The sequence below is a fragment of the Streptomyces sp. NBC_01260 genome (genome assembly GCF_036226405.1).
Lineage (GTDB): Bacteria > Actinomycetota > Actinomycetes > Streptomycetales > Streptomycetaceae > Streptomyces > Streptomyces laculatispora.
In genome coordinates this window covers 7854673-7872227 of sequence record NZ_CP108464.1, presented here as the reverse complement: position 1 = coordinate 7872227, position 17555 = coordinate 7854673, and the positions used below count along the sequence as shown (strand labels likewise).

General features: G+C 69.8%; 10 protein-coding genes. 2 read left to right on the top strand and 8 right to left on the bottom strand.

Going from position 1 to position 17555, the window contains the following annotated elements:
• Positions 1–12: 12 nt before the first annotated feature.
• Positions 13–3027: a carbohydrate binding domain-containing protein gene (locus OG322_RS34920; protein ID WP_329307433.1), complete on the top strand. Its 3015-nt coding sequence runs from the start codon at positions 13–15 to the stop codon at positions 3025–3027.
• Between the two features lie 78 nt (positions 3028–3105).
• Here the strand turns inward: OG322_RS34920 and OG322_RS34915 are convergent, their stop codons facing one another.
• From OG322_RS34915 to OG322_RS34890, 6 genes are all read right to left on the bottom strand, one after another.
• Positions 3106–4179: an aldose epimerase family protein gene (locus OG322_RS34915; RefSeq protein ID WP_123467527.1), complete on the bottom strand. Its 1074-nt coding sequence runs from the start codon at positions 4177–4179 to the stop codon at positions 3106–3108.
• A gap of 78 nt (positions 4180–4257) precedes the next feature.
• Entirely contained in the window at positions 4258–5292 is a 1035-nt protein-coding gene (locus OG322_RS34910) for a LacI family DNA-binding transcriptional regulator (RefSeq protein ID WP_123467529.1), read from the bottom strand.
• Between the two features lie 97 nt (positions 5293–5389).
• Positions 5390–6451: an ABC transporter permease gene (locus tag OG322_RS34905; protein ID WP_124286275.1), complete on the bottom strand. Its 1062-nt coding sequence runs from the start codon at positions 6449–6451 to the stop codon at positions 5390–5392.
• Positions 6448–7422 carry an ABC transporter permease gene (locus OG322_RS34900; protein WP_329307432.1) on the bottom strand — a complete coding sequence of 325 codons (975 nt, stop codon included), beginning with the start codon at positions 7420–7422 and terminating at the stop codon, positions 6448–6450. The genes OG322_RS34905 and OG322_RS34900 overlap by 4 nt, the downstream gene beginning before the upstream one ends.
• Positions 7419–9125, bottom strand: a complete 1707-nt coding sequence (locus tag OG322_RS34895; RefSeq protein ID WP_124286274.1) for a sugar ABC transporter ATP-binding protein — start codon at positions 9123–9125, stop codon at positions 7419–7421. Before OG322_RS34895 ends, OG322_RS34900 begins: the two co-directional genes overlap by 4 nt.
• Before the next feature lie 187 nt (positions 9126–9312).
• The gene (locus OG322_RS34890; protein WP_329307431.1) at positions 9313–10398 is read right to left on the bottom strand and encodes an ABC transporter substrate-binding protein; all 1086 of its coding nucleotides are present in this window, start codon (positions 10396–10398) and stop codon (positions 9313–9315) included.
• Between the two features lie 531 nt (positions 10399–10929).
• Here OG322_RS34890 and OG322_RS34885 point away from each other — a divergent pair.
• The gene (locus tag OG322_RS34885) at positions 10930–13377 is read left to right on the top strand and encodes an RICIN domain-containing protein (protein ID WP_329307430.1); all 2448 of its coding nucleotides are present in this window, start codon (positions 10930–10932) and stop codon (positions 13375–13377) included.
• A 273-nt stretch (positions 13378–13650) separates the two neighbouring features.
• Here the strand turns inward: OG322_RS34885 and OG322_RS34880 are convergent, their stop codons facing one another.
• Both OG322_RS34880 and OG322_RS34875 read right to left on the bottom strand, forming a co-directional pair.
• Positions 13651–14163, bottom strand: a complete 513-nt coding sequence (locus tag OG322_RS34880) for a GNAT family N-acetyltransferase (RefSeq protein ID WP_329307429.1) — start codon at positions 14161–14163, stop codon at positions 13651–13653.
• 107 nt (positions 14164–14270) lie between these two features.
• The gene (locus OG322_RS34875) at positions 14271–17555 is read right to left on the bottom strand and encodes a LamG-like jellyroll fold domain-containing protein (protein WP_329307428.1); all 3285 of its coding nucleotides are present in this window, start codon (positions 17553–17555) and stop codon (positions 14271–14273) included.

Genomic DNA, 17555 nt, shown 5'->3' with positions numbered 1-17555 from the left:
CTGGAGAGACGAATGAAACGCTCCCCCCACCTGCGGCTCAGACGCCCCCTGGCCGCGGCGGCGACCGCTGTCGGGCTGCTGAGCCTGTTCACCGCCGTACCCGACCCCGCGGAGGCGTCGTCAGCCGTACCCGTGGCGGCCGGCGAGAACACGGCCACGGTCTTCTACTACACCAAGACCCGTGACTGGTCCGCGTACAACCTTCACTACGCGCCCGACGGCGGCTCCTGGACGGCCGTGCCCGGTGTGCGCATGGAGGCCGCCTGCACGGACTGGGTCAAGAAGACCGTTCCGCTGGGCAGTTCATCGGGGCTGGCCGCCACCTTCAACAACGGATCGGGCGTCTGGGACAACAACTCCGGGAAGAACTACGCGCTGGGGACCGGCACCATCACCGTCAAGGACGGCGTGGTGGCGCACAGCGACCCGTGCGCCGTACCCGGCCCGGACCCCGGGACGGGTACGGGGAACGACTCGACGGTCTACTACTCGACCACGACCGTCGGCTGGAGCACCACCAACCTGCACTACCGGCCCGCCGGCGGCTCCTGGACCACCGTGCCGGGCGTCGGTATGGAAGCCGCCTGCACCGGCTGGGTCAAGCGGTCGGTCGACCTCGGCGCCGCAACGGAGATGCAGGCCGCGTTCAACAACGGCAACGGGGTCTGGGACAACAACAACGGCAGCGACTACCGCATCCCGGCAGGTGTCACCACGGTCAAGGACCGGAAGGTCACCAAGGACGCCGCGGACCCGTGCGTCGCCGAACCGCCGGACACCGAGGCACCCACCGTCCCGGCCGCCGTGAAGGCCGACGCGGACGGCGTATCCGTCGTCCTCACCTGGGAACCGTCACGCGACAACCGAGGGGTGACGAAGTATCAGGTCACCCGCACCGGCGGCAGCAAGGGCACGATGGTGAGCGACGTCGGCTCGACCGTCTTCTCGGACGCCAACCTTGAGGAGAGGACGGCATACAGCTACACCGTCAGGGCGGTCGACGCGGCGGGCAACACCTCGGCGCCCTCGGCCGCCGCCAAGGCGACGACGGGAACCAGGCCCGCGACTCCGGCAGCCGGCAAGCCGCTGGGCACCGACCCGCGCAAGGACCCGATCTACTTCGTCCTCACCGCCCGCTTCAACGACGGGGACACGAGCAACAACAGAGGCGGCAACCAGGACGTGAAGTCCGGAAACGCCGCCAATAACGACCCCATGTTCCGGGGGGACTTCAAGGGCCTGGTCAACAAGCTCGACTACGTCAAGGGCCTCGGGTTCTCCGCGATCTGGATCACTCCGGTGGTCCTGAACCGGTCCGACTACGACTACCACGGCTATCACGGCTACGACTTCTACAAGGTCGACCCCCGGCTCGAATCGGCGGGTGCCTCGTACCAGGACCTGATCAACGCCGCGCACGCCAAGGGCATGAAGATCTACCAGGACGTCGTCTACAACCACTCCTCACGCTGGGGCGCCAAGGGCCTGTACACGCCGACCGTCTACGGGGTGCGGGACGACCAGTGGAGCTGGTACTACGACGAGAAGCAGGAGGGCTTCGAGTACGACGGTCTGACCATCGACCCCAAGACCGGCAAGTCGTACTACAACGGCGACCTGTGGTCGACCGCGGAGCCGGCCGGCAACACCTGCGTGGACTGGGGGAAGCCCACTCAGTACACCTCCCCGGAGGGCTACCGGATCTACAACTGCCAGTGGTCGAACCCGACTTCGGGCATGTTCCCGAAGGTGTACTACCACAACTGCTGGCTGGGGAACTGGGAGGGCGAGGACTCGCGCTCCTGCTGGCTGCACGACGACCTGGCCGACTTCAACACCGAGTCGGCACCCGTCCAGAACTACCTGATCGGGGCGTACAACAAGTACATCGACATGGGCGTCGACGGCTTCCGGATCGACAGCGCCGTCCACATTCCACGCACCACCTGGAACCGCCGGTTCCTGCCGGCGATCCAGGAGCGCGTCACCCAGCAGTTCGGCGTGGAGGCGGCGAAGAACTTCTTCGTCTTCGGTGAGGTGGGCGCGTTCGTCAACGACAAGTGGAACCGCGGCTCGGTCAACCACTCCGCGCAGTTCTTCACCTGGAAGGAGCGCAAGGAGTACAACGCCGACGACACCAAGGCCGCACTGGAGATGTACGACTACGAGGAGAAGCTGGGCACCGGGGCGCAGCCGACGTCCGCCAACGCCTTCCTCGACGGGAACGCATATCACACACCCGACCACAGCAAGTTCTCCGGCATGAACGTCATCGACATGCGGATGCACATGAACTTCGGGGACGCCAACAACGCGTACAACAACGGCAGGGACTCGGACGACAGCTACAACGACGCCACGTACAACGTCGTCTACGTGGACAGTCACGACTACGGCCCCAACAAGAGCAGTGAGCGCTATCCGGGCGGCACCGACGCCTGGGCCGAGAACATGGCCCTGATGTGGACGTTCCGCGGCATCCCGACCCTGTACTACGGATCGGAGATCGAGTTCCAGGCCGGCAAGAAGATCGACTGCGGGCCCAGCTGCCCGCTGGCGACCACCGGCCGCGCCTACTACGGCGACCACGTCGCGGGCACGGTCGAGGCTTCCGACTTCGGCAAGGTCTCGTCGGCCACCGGCGAGGTCGCGAACACACTGAGCAAGCCGCTGGTCAAGCACGTCCAGCGGCTCAACGAGATCCGCCGTGCGGTGCCGGCCCTGCAGATGGGCCAGTACTCCACCGAGGGCATCACCGGGGAGATGGCGTACAAGCGGCGCTACACCGACGCCGCGAGCGGAGTCGACAGCTTCGCCCTGGTGACGGTCACCGGCGCGGCCACGTACACCGGGATTCCCAACGGCACCTACCGGGACGCCGTCACCGGTGACACCAAGGTGGTTGCGGACGGAAAGCTGAGCGTGGCAGCCCCCGGCAAGGGCAACATGCGGGTCTACGTCCTGGACCTCGGCGGCCGCAACGCCGCACCGGGGAAGGTCGGGGCGGCGGGTCCGTACCTGAAGTAGCGCGGCACGCAAGGAGGCCCGGCCCGCGGAGTGCGATACATCCGCGGGCCGGGCCGTTTCATGGGGGTGCCCGGAGGTTCAGGCCGTGACGGCGGCGAGGTGCGGGAACCTGAACTCGGTCCGGCTGCGGAAGGATTCGTCCGGGCGCAGCACGGTGCCGGGGTGGTCCGGCCGGTTGGGCGAGTCGGGCAGGTGCTGGGTCTCCAGGCAGACTGCGCCGTGGCGGCCGTGGCGGCCGCCGCCGGGGGCGGCCAGGGTGCCGTCGAGCTGGTTGGCGGTGTAGACCTGGATGCCGGGTTCGGTGGTCCACACCTCCAGGATGCGCCCGGCCCCGGGAGCGGTGAGCCGGGCGGCCCGGCGCAGACCCGTGCCGGGCCCCCGGAGGATCCAGCAGTGGTCGAAGCCGCCCGCCCTGCGCAGTTGTTCGTCGGGGAGCGCGATCCGTTCCCCGACGGTGCACGGGGTGGTGAGGTCGAACGGGGTGGCGTGCACCGCCGTGGCCGGGCCCTCGGGAATGCCGTCCTCGTCGACGGGGAGATAGCTGTCGGCGTCCACCTGGAGCGTGTGGCCGAGGATGTCTCCCTGTGCGGCGAGGTCGAAGTAGGCGTGGTTGGTGAGGTTGACGACGGTGGGGCGGTCCGTGGTCGCGGTGTAGTCGAGGGCGAGTGTGCCCGCCGCGTCGAGGGCGTAGGTGACAGTGACGTCCAGTGCCCCGGGGAATCCCATGTCGCCGTCGGGGCTGCGCAGCGTGAGGCGGAGCGTCGCGGCCGTGTCGGTGGCCTCCCCGGCGGCCTGCCAGACACGGGTGTGGAAGCCGTCGGGCCCGCCGTGCAGGGCGTGTCCCCGGTCGTTGGCGGGGACCTGGTACTCGGCCTCGTCGAGGGTGAAGCGGCCGTGCGCGATGCGGTTGGCGAAGCGGCCGATGAGAGCGCCGAAGAACGGGTTGCTGCCCGTGTAGTCGTCCAGGCCCGCCAGCGACCGGACGACCGACGCGGGGGCTCCTCCGGTGTCCGGCACGGTGAGCCGGTGCAGGATGCCGCCGTAGGTGAGGATCTCGGCCCGGACTCCGGTGCCGGAGTCGAGCGTCCAGACATCGACGTCCGTGTTCCCATGGGCGCCGAACGGTTTGCGGTTCACGGTGGGGCGAGGCATCAGAGATCCTTGGGACGAGCGGACGGCCGGGCGGGGCGGGGACGGCTCGGGCGGGTGTGCCGGGCGCCGCGGCCCCGGTCAGGATCCGCCGGACACTCCGGAAGAGCGGGGGACGGTCGATTCCCGGACGATCAGCCGGTAGCCGGGCCGGGGCCGCCGGGGTGCCGGTGCCTCGTCGCCGGAGAGTCGTTCGACGAGGCTGTCGACGGCGAGCCGGGCGATGGCCTCCTTGTCCGGGGCGACCGTGGTGAGCGTGGTGGCTCCGTAGAGGCTCTCCTCGATGTTGTCGAACCCGACGACGGCGACGTCCTCGGGGATGCGCAGACCGCGTTCGGACAGGGTGCGCATCGCGCCGATGGCGATGAGGTCGTTGTACGCGAACACGGCGTCGGGCTGCTCCCCGCGGTCCAGGAGGGCGGCCATCGCGGTGGCCCCGTCCTCGCGGCCGTAGCCGTCGGTGACTACGACCAGCGACTCGTCGGGGGCGATGCCCTCGGCGGCGAGCTCCTCCCGCCATCCGCGCAGCCTCAGATGGGCCGGCTGCCGCTCACGGCCGGTGCGCGAGCCGAGGAAGGCGATGCGCCGGTTCCCCTGATCGATAAGGTGGCGTACGGCCTCACGGGAGGCCTCCACGTTGTCGATGGCGATGTGGTCGTACGGCGCCTCGTACTCGCGCTCGCCCAGCAGCACCAGTGGGGCCGTCTCGGTGCGCGCCATCAGGTCCTCGGTCTCCAGATGGATGGGACTGAGGATGAGGCCGTCGATCACATGGGACCGGAAACCCTGGCTGACCAGGAGCTCCTTCTCCCGCAGCCCGCCGGTGTGGTCGACCAGCACGGTGTAGTCGTGCCGGGCGGCCGCGTCGACGACCTCGCCGGCCAGCTCCGCGAAGTACGGGTTGCCGAACTCGGGGACGGCGAGGGCGATGATGCCCGTGCGGCCCTTGCGCAGATGCCGGGCGGTGAGGTTCGGCCGGTAGCCGAGCTCGTCGATGGCCTGCTGCACCTTGGCGCGCATCTTCGGTGTGACGTGCTGATAGTTGTTCACCACGTTCGACACGGTCTTGATGGATACGCCCGCCCGTTGCGCAACGTCCTTGAGGCTGACGCCCACGGCACTCCCTGAATCGACTTGACGCGCGTTGAAGCGCAGTGGCCCGGCTCCGCCGGTACGGCTCGGCCTGTGCCGGGGCCGCGGCCCCGGCACAGGTTCAGGTGGTTCTGCGGCTGCGCGCCAGATAGCGCTGGGCCACGACGACAACGATAAGGAAGCCTCCGCTGACCACCGACTGGTACGAGGAGTTCAGCGAGCCGATCTGGTTGATCAGATTCTGGATGACGGCGAGCAGCAGGACGCCCCAGAGCGTTCCGCTGATCGACCCGGCGCCACCGATCAGGAGTGTGCCGCCGATGACGACGGCGGAGATCGCGTCGAGCTCCATGCCCACGCCGACGATGGTGACCCCGGACGACAGCCTGGCCGCGTTGAGCGCCCCGGCGAGTCCGGCCAGCAGTCCGCTGAGCGTGTAGACCAGCATCTTGGTACGGGCCACGGGCAGGCCCATCAGGGTGGCCGCGTCACTGCTGCCGCCGACGGCGAAGAGCGTCTGTCCGAACGAGGTGCGCTGCAGCAGCAGTCCGCCGATGCCGAACAGTACGAGGGCGATCAGGATCGGGTAGCCGAAGCCCCACACGCTCCCCTGCCCGAGCTCGGCGAAGGCCGATCCCTTGGGCACCAGGTAGGTGGTGGCGCCCTCGTCGGTGAAGGCGAGGAGTATGCCGCGGGCCCCCAGCAGGGTGGCGAGCGTGACGATGAACGGCGCCATCCCGGCGCGGGCGACCAGGAAGCCGTTGAGCAGTCCGATCGCACCGCACACCACGAGTGGCACGAACAGCGCGGCCAGGAAGCCCCATGTGGATGCCCAGGCGGCGAGCACGCCGCCCAGCGCGAAGACGGATCCGACGGACAGGTCGATGCCGCCGGTGATGATGACCATGGTCATGCCGAGGGCCACCACGGCGAGGAACGACGCCTGTACGGTCACGCCGCGCGCGTTGTCCAGGGTGGCGAACGTCGGGTAGATGAACGACGCGACGATCACGACCGTGAGCAGGACCGCGAGCACGCCCTGACGCTGGAGGAGCTCGGCGAGCCGTTGCCCGAGCGGGGGTGGTGTCCCGGTCACGGGGCGGGGCGCACCGCCGCCTGCCGCTGCCGGGGTCTTGCGCGGTGCCGGGGCCTGGGCCACCGGTGCGGGTGAGGTTTCGTTCATCGGGACCGACGCTCCCGGGCGACGTAGACGGCGGCGATGATGATGGCCGCCTGGGCGATCTGTGCGGTGGAGTCGGGCAGGTCGTGCTTGACGAGGGTGGCGCGCAGCAGCTGCATCAGCAGGGCGCCCGCGACCGTGCCGAGCACCCGGATGGAACCGCCGTTGAGCGGGGTGCCGCCGACCACGACCGCCGTGATGGCGGAGAGTTCCATGAGGGTGCCGAGCGAGGAGGGGTCGCTGGCGGTGAGCCTGGCGGTGGCGAGGATGCCGGCCAGTGCGGCGAACGCCCCGCAGAGCACGTACACACCGATGAGCACCCGGCGCACGGGCAGTCCGGCGAGGGAGGCCGCGGACCGGTTGCCGCCGATGGCGACGACCTGGCGGCCGAAGGTGGTGCGCTGGACCAGGAAGGCGACGGCGACCGCGAGGACCGCGGCGATGAGGACGACCAGCGGGATGCCGAGGAAGGATCCGGTGCCGAGGGAGAGCAGGTCGGGGTTGACGATCTGCTTGAGCTGACCGTCCGCCATGACCAGGGCCAGACCGCGGCCGCCGACGAACAGGGCGAGTGTGGCGACGATCGGCTGGAGCCCGACGAGGGAGACCAGCGTGCCGTTGACCGCTCCGACGAGCGCACCGGCCAGCAGCGCCATGACGAGCGCGGGCACCAGCCCGTAGCCGAGGTAGAGCGGCAGGAGGGCCGCGGCAACCGCCATGGTCGAGCCGACGGAGAGGTCGACCCCCTCGGTGCCGATCACCAGGGCCATGCCCAGGGCGACGATGACGATGGGCGCGACCTGGACGAGCTGGGTGCGGAGGTTGTCCGCGGTCATGAAGTGCTCGGTGAACAGGGCGTTGAAGAGGAGCACTACCGCGACGGCGACGTACACGCCGTACTCCTGGTACCAGGCGGGGTCGCGCAGCCGCGCCAGCGGGCGGGCGGCAGGTGTGGAGAGCGTGGCCTGGGTCATCGGGGGTCCTCCTGAGCGGCCGGGGCCTTCCCTGCGGGCGCCGGTGAGTGGTCGGCGAGCACTTCGAGCAGATGGCTCTCGGCCACCTCGTCGCCCGCCAGTTCGCCCGCGACCGCGCCGCCGCGCAGGACGACGATGCGGTCGGCGCCCTCGATGAGTTCCTCGATGTCGGAGGAGATGAGCAGGACGGCGAGGCCCTCGCGGGCGAGGTCGTCGATGAGGCTCTGGACCTCGGCCTTGGCGCCGACGTCGATGCCGCGGGTGGGTTCGTCGAGCAGCAGGACCTTGGGCTCCAGGCAGAGCCAGCGGGCCAGCAGGACCTTCTGCTGGTTGCCGCCGGAGAGCTCGCCGACCTTCTGTTCGGGGCTCGCCGCCTTGATCCGCAGCCGCTTCATGAAGATCTCGACGATGCGGTCCTGCTTGGCGCGGGAGACGACACCGGCGCGGGAGAGGCGCGGCATCGCGGCCAGCACGATGTTCTCGCGCACCGAGAGGCCGGGGACGATGCCTTCGGCCTTGCGGTCCTCGGGCAGCAGGCTGATGCCGGCCCGGATGGCACCGGCGGAGGTGAGCCTGCGCAGGGTGCGTCCGCCGACCCCGATCTCACCGGAGTCCAGGCTCAGCGCACCGGCCAGGGCCTTCGCGGTCTCGCTGCGGCCGGAGCCGAGGAGCCCACCGAGACCGAGCACCTCACCGGCGTACAACGACAGGGATATGTCGTGGAGTTGGTGGTTGCGGGAGAGTCCGGTCGCGGTGAGCACCGGGGTGCGCGAGGCGTCGTGGCCCTCGGAGCCGAAGCTGGTGAGGCCGGAGCGGCGGACCTCGGCCATGTCGCGGCCGAGCATCATCGAGACGAGCTGCATGCGGTCGAGGTCGGCGAGGTCGCCGGTGTGGATGTGGCGGCCGTCGCGGAGCACGGTGACGCGGTCGCAGATCCGGTAGAGCTCATCCATGCGGTGGCTGACGTAGAGCACCGCGATCCCGCGTGCGCGCAGGTCCTCGATGACCCGGAAGAGGGTCTCGACCTCGCGCGGCTCCAGCGAGGAGGTGGGTTCGTCCATGATGACGACCTGGGCGTTGACCGAGACGGCGCGGGCGAGGGCGACCATCTGCTGGGTGCCGATGCCCAGGGTGTGCAAGGGCCGCTTCGGGTCGACGCGTACGCCGAAACCGTCGAGCAGTTCGGTGGTCTCACGGTGCATACGACCGAAGTCGATCAGGCCGAAACGGTTCTTAGGCTCACGCCCGAGGAAGATGTTGCGCGCCACGCTCATCAGCGGGACGAGGTTCACCTCCTGGTAGATCGTGGAGATACCGGCCTGCTGCGCCTCGAACGGCCGGGCGAAGGCGATCTGTTGCCCGGTCAGCCGCAGCTCGCCCTCGTCGGGCTGGTAGACGCCGGTCAGCACCTTGATCAGGGTGGACTTGCCGGCTCCGTTCTCCCCCACCAGTGCGTGGGTCTCCCCGGCGCGCAGGGAGAAGGAGACGTCGTCGAGGGCGACGACGCCCGGGAACCGCTTGCTCACCGAGCGCGCTTCGAGGACGGCCCCGGCCGGCGCGGGGGCCTGCTCCGCCTCGGCGGTCTCCTTCACGAAGGAGGCCGGCGCGGTGGATTCCTGGGCGTCGGCGGCCGACGGCGCGGTTGCCTCCTTCGCGTCGGCGGCCGGCTCCGGCGGCTGCGGTACTGCTTCGGGTGGTGCCATGGCTGGTCTTGGCCTTCCGCTCTTCCAAGGGTGTGGGCCCGGTCGCCGCCGTGACGGGTGGGAGCGTCTCGGCGGCGGTCCGCCGTCGGGGGCCGGTGCGGGCCGGGCTCGGGCGCGGATCGGTACGCGTCCGAACCCGGCAGGCGGCTCCCCCGCGGGTACTACGGGCAGGTGTGGCCGGTCATGGTCAGAACGCGCCGCCGAGCGAGGCCTTGGCGTTGGACTCGTCGTAGGCACGGTCGGAGATGATGACGTTCTCCGGGATCTCCTCGCCGCCGTAGAACTTCTGGGCGGTCGCGAAGGCCAGCGGGCCGAAGCGCGGGTTCGACTCGATGACTGCGTTGTACTCGCCGTTGACCAGGGCCTGGACGGCGTTGCGGGTGCCGTCGACGGAGACGATCTTGACGTCCCTGCCGGGCTTCTTGCCTGCGGCCTTCAGCGCGGTGACGGCGCCGAGACCCATCTCGTCGTTCTCCGCGTAGACCGCGGTGATGTCGGGCTTGGACTGGATGAGCTGCTCCATGACCTGCTGGCCCTTGTCGCGGGCGAACTCGCCGGTCTGCTGGGCGACGATCTTCAGGCCGGGCGCCTTGGCCTTGAGCTGGTCGACGAAGCCCTTGGTGCGGTCGGTGGTGACGTTGTTGCCCGAGGCGCCGAGGAGGATGGCGACCTTGCCCTTGCCGCCGGTCGTCTTGATCATCGCGTCCGCCGCGCGCTTGCCCTGCTCGACGAAGTCGGAGCCGAGGAAGGCCACGTAGTCCTTGCACGCGGTGGAGTTGAGCTTGCGGTCGACAGTGAGGACCGGGACCTTCTTGGCGGCGGCGGCCTTCAGCGCCGGCTCCAGGCCGTCGGAGTTCAGCGGGGCGACGATGAGGAACTGGGCGCCCTGGGAAAGCATGTCCTGGATGTCGCTGATCTGCTTGGACAGCTGCGACTGGGCGTTGGTGGTGAGCAGCTTCTTGACTCCGACCTTCTTGGCCTCGTCCTTGATGGACTGGGTCTCGGCGATCCGGAACGGGTTGGCCTCCTTCTCCGACTGGGAGAAGCCGACCACCGCGTTCTTCAGGTCCAGCTTCGGCGACCCGTAGGTCTGCAGCGAGCAGCCGGAACCGGACGAGGTCTCGGGGGACTTGGCCGCCTGGGCGCCCTGGCTGCTGTCAGCGCTCGCATTGTCCGAGCCCTCCGACTTGGAGCAGCCGGAGGCGGCCAGCGTGGCGGTGGCGGCGAGGAGGCAGGCCACGGCGAGGGTACGGGTTCGGCGCTGGATCATCATGCGCGGGAGCTCCTTGGCGGGTTGACGGCACACCGGCGGGCGTGCGGTCGGGCATGGCTGGACGACGCATCGGCCGCTCGGCGGCTGATGCCACTGCATTCCTCACGACCCCCGCCAGTGCTTCACGGGGGTGGGCCCCAGCTGCACGAACTGCGGTCGTGAGAGCTTGCGCGGCCTCTCGGCGGCTCGGTTTACAACGTTATATAGGCGGCGCGGCACGGGCGGCAAGAGCGTTGTCGATGCGTTTCCAAAATGTGTCGGAGATACCCGTGGCCGAACGGCGGCCCCTGGCCCGCCGGTTACCGCCGCAGCCCTGGACAGCCGCTTGACGTCGTGCTGTCATACCGCCGACAGCAATTTTCCAACGTTGCAAGAAACCTTGCCATGCAGCCCCTCCGGTCGCTACGGCGCCCCTTGCCGTGCGCGCGCTCCGGCATCCCCGGACCGGTGCGTCATGGCAGCCCGCACGTGTCATGTGCCTTCCCCGAGCCGGAGTCCCCCCACGGCCGGCAGAGAGCAGGAGACCCCTCCATGCCCCTGAACCGCAGACAACTCATGGCCGGCGCGCTGGCCACGGCTGCCGCCACGACGGCGGCGACCGGCCGCTGGGCCACCACCGCGACCGCGGCGGAGCACCGGGCGAAACCAGCCCGTGGCGGCCACTACTCCCCCAACGCCGCGCCCCTGCACCCGACGGCGTTCCTGAAACTCCCGCCGGGCCGGGTCACCGCACGCGGCTGGCTGGCCGGACAGCTGAGGCTCCAGCTGGACGGGCTGTGCGGCCGGTACGAGGAGTTCTCGCACTTCCTGGACTTCACGTCCACCGGCTGGGTCCGCCCCGACCTGGGCGGCTGGGAGGAGGTCCCGTACTGGCTGCGCGGGTACACCGACCTGGCGATCGTCACCGGTGACACCAAGGCGCTGGCGGCCGTCCGCCGCTGGTTCGACGCGATTCTCGCCACCCAGCAGCCGGACGGCCTCTTCGGCCCGAAGTCGCTGCGTACGTCGCTGAACGGCGGCCCGGACTTCTGGCCCTTCCTGCCGCTGGTCCAGGCGCTGCGCTCCTGGCAGGAGTACTCCGGCGACACCCGCGTCATCCCGTTCCTCAGCAGGTTCTTCCGCTACATGAACGCCCAGGGACCGGGCGCCTTCAACACCAGTTGGATCGCGCTGCGCTGGGGCGACGGCCTGGACAGCGTGTTCTGGCTCTTCAACCGCACCGGCGACACCTTCCTGCTGGACCTCGCCGACAAGATCCACGCGAACGGCGCCGACTGGGGCGACAACCTGGTCAACCCGCACAACGTCAACATCGCGCAGGGCTTCCGTGAGCCCGCCCAGTACGCACTGCGCAGCGGTTCGGCCGAGGACACCCGCAACACGTACGGGACGTACGGCAAGGCCATGGACCAGTACGGCCGGTTCCCGGGCGGCGGCTTCGCCGGGGACGAGAACGCGCGCCCCGGTCACGGCGACCCCCGGCAGGGCTTCGAGACCTGCGGGATCGTCGAGTTCATGGCCAGCCACCAGCTGCTCACCCGGATCACCGGCGATCCGCTGTGGGCCGACCGCTGCGAGGAGCTGGCCTTCAACTCACTGCCCGCCTCGCTCGACCCCTCGGGCAAGGCGGTCCACTACATCACCAGCGCCAACAGCGTCGATCTGGACAACGCGCCCAAGAGGGACCGGCAGTTCCAGAACGGCTTCGCCATGCAGGCGTTCCTGCCGGGCGTCGACCAGTACCGCTGCTGCCCGCACAACTACGGTATGGGCTGGCCCTACTTCACCGAGGAGCTCTGGCTCGCCACCCCCGACGGAGGGCTCGTGGCCGCGATGTACGCCGCCTGCGAGGTCACCGCGAAGGTCGCCGACGGCACCGAGGTCACCTTCACCGAGGAGACCGGCTATCCGTTCACGGACACGGTCACGCTGAGTCTGAAGGCGCCCGGGCGGCTGCGCTTCCCGCTGGTGCTGCGGGTGCCCGCCTGGTGCGACGCCCCGGACATCAAGGTGAACGGGCGCCGCGTGGACGCCCCTGCCGGTCCTGCCTTCACTCGCGTCGAGCGCACCTGGTCCGACGGCGACAAGGTCACCCTGCGCTTCCCACAGACGACGACCGTCCGCACCTGGGAGCAGAACCACGGCTCCGTCAGCGTGGACCGCGGCCCGCTCACGTACTCCCTGCGGATCGGGGAGGAGTACCGGCGCATCGGCGGCACCGATCAGTTCCCGGAGTACGAGGTGCATGCCACCGGTCCGTGGAACTACGGGCTCGTCCTGGACGGGAAGAAGCCGGCCGGTTCGCTGCACCACCACACGGTCCGCCACGTCAAGGACGCCAACCCGTTCACGCTGGACGGCACCCCACTGACCATGACCGCGCGGGCCCGCCGGATCCCGGAGTGGACCGCGGACGGCGAGCACGTCGTCACCCCGCTCCAGGACAGTCCGGCCCGCAGTACGGAGCCGGTGGAGGAGGTCACGCTCGTCCCCATGGGGGCAGCACGGCTGCGCATCACCTCGTTCCCGACGGCCGGACCGGGCGGCTCGCCCTGGCTGACCGGAGGCTGGTACCGCGTCCGCAACCGGCATTCCGGCAAGGTGCTGGGCGTCGACAACATGTCCACGGCCAACAGCGCCCACGTCGTCCAGTTCGACGACAACGGCACCGACGACCACGACTGGCAGCTCGTCCCCGACGGCGACGGGTGGTACCGCATCCGCAACCGGCACTCGGGCAAGGTCCTCGGCATCGACAACATGTCCACCGCCGACAGCGCCCACGTCGTCCAGTTCGACGACAACGGCACCGACGACCACCTCTGGCAGCTCGTCCCCGACGGCGACGGGTGGTACCGCATCCGCAACCGGCACTCGGGCAAGGTCCTCGGCATCGACAACATGTCCACCGCCGACAGCGCCCACGTCGCCCAGTTCGACGACAACGGCACCGACGACCACCTCTGGCAGCTCGCCTGACCCGCGGCGTTCCCCGTACTCCCCGTACCGCTCCCCGCGCCGCCCGGCGAGGGGAACTTCCCCATGACGGAGCCGGGCACATCGACTCGGAGGTGTGGCCGGCCACACCGGGCGGCACGCACGCCTGGGACAACCCGGTCACGTTCACCGAGGACACCACATGTGCGGTGGAGGCCCCCCTGGGCGCCCTGGCCCCCCGAGCACTGCGCCCTACGGCCCGGAAGCGACGCGCAGGCGTCACGTCCGGGCCGTAGGTCCGTCACGGCCCCCGCGCTACCGCGCCGTAGTGCCCGGTGCGAGGTACGTGTGCAGCAGCGCCGTCCGTCCGTCGGCCGTCGTCCAGTCGCCCGAGCGGCTGGAGACAAGACGCCAGCCGGCGCCCTCGTAGAGCGCGACAGCGGGCCCGCCACCGTCCTCCACCTCCAGGACCAGCCGCAGACCCCCGGCTGCCGCAGCTGCCGTCGCCGTCGCGAGCAGCGCACTCGCCACGCCGCGCCGCCGGGCCGACGCCGTGGCGAACAGCCGTGCCACCGAGGCCAGTTCGTCCGGGGGAAGCCCCACCTCCGCGGCCATCGCATGGCCGGTCCGGGTGAGGGCGACATGCCCCAGGACGTCCGTGCCGTCCATGGCCACCCAGGCGTCGAGCAGACCGTCGGGCGTCAGCCAGCTGCCCGGGTCAACCGGCCACCGCGCCGGGTAGCGGTCCATCTCGTGCACGGTGGCCAGCGCCTCGACGCACGCCGTCATGTCGTCGTCGCGGCGGCGACGGATCCCTGGCTCTTCCATCCCTTGATCCTCACACGCCCCCGGGCCCGGACCGGCTGCCGGGGGCATGCCGCTGCCTGCCGTCGCACCTGTGCGACGGCAGGCAGCGGGTCACCGTGGCGGACCCGCTACGGCTGTTCGGCACCGTTCAGCGCGCTCACCTCGTCGGCGGTCAGGGCCTTGTCGTACACCTTGACCTGGTCGATGGAGCCGTTCCAGAAGTCGCCCTTCTCGCCCGCGTACTGCGCGCGGCCCACGGAGAGCGGGCCGGTGCTGACGTCCGCGGAGCCGGCCGGGGCCGTGGCCGCGAGGCTGCCGTCGACGTACAGCTTCAGCTCGTCGCCGTCGCGCACGCCCACCAGGTGGTACCACTTGCCGGTTTCGGGCGTCATCTCCGCCCGCGCCCGCTTCCCGCCCGGGGTACTGAAGGCGAACGCGCCCTGTCCGTACTGGAGATAGAACGGATTCTCCGTACGGCGGCCGTCCTGGCTGACCACCGTCGCGTAGTTGCCGGGCAGCGCGTCGAGCGAGGCCCAGGCCGAGACGGTGTAGTCGCCGGTGGTGTCGATGACCGGGCCCTCCGTCTGGGCGTACTGGCCCTCGCCGTTGAACTTCAGCGCCGAGCCCTGGACGCCGGGCGTCCAGGTGGTGCCGGTGGAGAGGGTGAGCGGGATGCGGTTGGGGCCCTGGTCGCTCGCCTTGGTGCCCTTGCCCTCGTCGAGGTTCCAGGCGGCGCCGCCCTTCACCTCGTCGCGGTGGCCGGCGGCCGCACCGGCCGCGATGACCTGTTCGTTGATCTGCCGGACCTTCCTGGGATCGACCTTGATCTCGCGCCGGTCGTAGGTGTAAAGGCCGTTCAGCTCGTTCTCCAGGTCGCTGACCTGGGTGTACACCGAGCCGGACAGTTCGGCTCCGGCGGCCGCCAGGTAGTACGTACGCGTGTTGTCGACGTACTTGGCCGTGAGGGCGGCCTTGTCCGCGACCCCGCTGTAGATCGCCGCGGGGGCACCCGGCCACATGTGGCCTGCGGTACGGAGCGTGAAGCCGCCGTGCTCACCGTCCATCGCCGCCCGGTCGTCCGGGAACGGTGCGTCGTTGTTGACGTAGTCGTGGTGGTCGATGATGTCGCCCTTGCCCGAGTCACCCTTCGACGAGCAGCAGTTGACACCGCTGTGCGCGTTGACGACACGGGAGGGGTCGGCGGCCTTGACCGCCTCGGTGATCTTGCCGGTCTCGGTGCGGTCCCACTCGCCCCAGCCCTCGTTGAAGACGATCCAGCCGCCGATCGAGGGCGAGTTGTGCAGCTGCTCCATCATCTGCTTGCCCTGCGAGAGGAAGGCCTGCTGTCCCTTCTCGCCGGTGATGTCGGAGGAGACGAAGTCCTGCCAGACCAGCAGGCCGAGCCGGTCCGCGTGGTAGTACCAGCGCGCCGACTCCACCTTGATGTGCTTGCGCACCGCGTTGAAGCCGAGCTCCTTCTGCGCCTTCAGGTCGAAGGTCAGTGCGGCGTCGCTCGGCTGGGTGTAGAGGCCGTCGGGCCAGAAGCCCTGGTCCAGCATGGCGAGGGAGAAGAACGGCTTCCCGTTGAGCACCAGCTTCTGGTAGCCGCCGACCTTCTGGATGCCGAGGGAACGCATACCGAAGTAGCTGTCGACGGTGTCCTTGGAACGGCCGTCGGTGAGGGTGACCTCGAGGTCGTACAGGTAGGGGTCGTCCGGGGTCCAGAGGTGCTGCTTCTTGACCGGCAGGCTCAGCGCGCTGTTGGCCGGGCCGGTGACCGTGCCGACGACCTTGCCCTTCTTGTCCCGGGCGACGGCCGTGATCCGCGCACCGGCCGAGGCCTCGGCGGAGTTGACCGTCAGGGCCAAGCGGCCCTTGTCGATGTCGGGGGTGGTCGTCAGGGTGTCCACCCCGGCGGGGGCGACCGGCTCCATCCAGACGGTCTGCCAGATACCGGAGGACGGTGTGTAGACGATGCCGCCGGGGTTGCGGGACTGCTTGCCCTTCGGCTGGTCGTCACCGGTGGTGTCGGTGACCGCGACGACGATCTCCTGCGGGCCGCTGCCCTTGACCGCGTCGGTGATGTCGGCGCTGAAGGAGGTGTAGCCGCCGGTGTGCTCGGCGACCTGCTTGCCGTTGACCCATACGCGGGCCTGGTAGTCGACGGCGCCGAAGTTGAGCTTCAGCCGGTTGCCGTCCTTGCCCTTGCCCTGGTCCACGGACCACTTCTTCGGCACGGTGACGAGCTTGCGGTAGAACATGTGGTCTTCATGGCGCTCAAGACCGGAGAGCTGAGACTCGACGGGGAACGGCACGGTGATGCGCTCGCCGAGCTTCTTCCCGAACACGGGCTGCTCACCCGCCGCGGCTCCGGCGAACTCCCATGGGCCGTTGAGGTTCTGCCACTGGTCGCGGACCTGCTGCGGCCGGGGGTACTCGGGCAGCGGGTGGTTGCGGTCGAGCTTGTCGCCCCAGGCCGTGGTCAGCCGGTGCGTGGAGAGGTTCCTGGCCGTGCGGCTGATCTCGGGGACGGCCTTGCCGCCTGCCGTGAGGCCGCCCTTGCCGTCGTACGCGACGCGGACCTGCTGGCCCTTCTGGACGGGCGCTGCCAGGGTGACGGTCAGCGCCTTGGCGTTGCCGGACGCGCGGGCGACGGACTTCACCGGGATCGGTGAGGTGTCGGCCTCGATCCTGAGGTGGTCCTTCATCTGGGAGAGGTTGCCGACCTTGTCGTCGAACGTCGCCTGGAGCTTCTGCCCGTCACTCGCGACGCCCAGCCCGACCGGGTAGACCTCGAAGTCGGCCGGCGGGGTGAAGGCCGACTCGGGCACGATCTGCTTCGGGAGCTTCGCGCCGGACCAGCGCAGGAACATGTTGGCGCCGCCGGTGTCCTGGAACATCTCCAGCTTGAACTCGTGCGGCTCACCGGCCTTCAGCGCGACCGGCTCGCTGGTCTGCTCGTTGTCCCAGTCGGGCTCCCAGTGGTCGATGACCACCTTGCCGTCGATGAACAGCCGGAAGCCGTTGTCGCCGCTCGCGGAGAAGGTGTAGTCGCCGGTCTCGGGCGCCTGGATGCTGCCGGTCCAGCGTGCGGTGGTGTTCTCGGTCCGGCCGGTCGTGGACTCGAACGTGCCGGTGAGGCCCGGGAAGTTGATCTCCGGGTCGAGGGCGACTCCACCGAGCTTGTCGAAGTCCCTCGCGCCGGGCGCCGACATGCTGAAGTACTCGCCCTTCAGCCCGTGCACGGCGGTGGCCGGATTGTCTGCCCCCGTCACGGAGGCGACGGTGGCGGCAGGGGCCGGGGCGGCAGCGGCGGCGGCGGGGACCAGAGTGGCCCCGACGGGAATCAGCAGCGCGGCGGCGCAGGCCACCGTTCTGAACAGAGCGCGGGGTCGGGGCGTTTGTCGTCTCAA

Bases quoted from the DNA above. Each gene is read 5' to 3' on its own strand.
- OG322_RS34920 (WP_329307433.1), top strand. From the start codon at position 13: ATGAAACGCTCCCCCCACCTGCGGCTCAGACGCCCCCTGGCCGCGGCG.
- OG322_RS34915 (WP_123467527.1), bottom strand. From the start codon at position 4,179: ATGCCTCGCCCCACCGTGAACCGCAAACCGTTCGGCGCCCATGGGAAC.
- OG322_RS34905 (WP_124286275.1), bottom strand. From the start codon at position 6,451: ATGAACGAAACCTCACCCGCACCGGTGGCCCAGGCCCCGGCACCGCGC.
- OG322_RS34900 (WP_329307432.1), bottom strand. From the start codon at position 7,422: ATGACCCAGGCCACGCTCTCCACACCTGCCGCCCGCCCGCTGGCGCGG.
- OG322_RS34895 (WP_124286274.1), bottom strand. From the start codon at position 9,125: ATGGCACCACCCGAAGCAGTACCGCAGCCGCCGGAGCCGGCCGCCGAC.
- OG322_RS34890 (WP_329307431.1), bottom strand. From the start codon at position 10,398: ATGATGATCCAGCGCCGAACCCGTACCCTCGCCGTGGCCTGCCTCCTC.
- OG322_RS34885 (WP_329307430.1), top strand. From the start codon at position 10,930: ATGCCCCTGAACCGCAGACAACTCATGGCCGGCGCGCTGGCCACGGCT.
- OG322_RS34880 (WP_329307429.1), bottom strand. From the start codon at position 14,163: ATGGAAGAGCCAGGGATCCGTCGCCGCCGCGACGACGACATGACGGCG.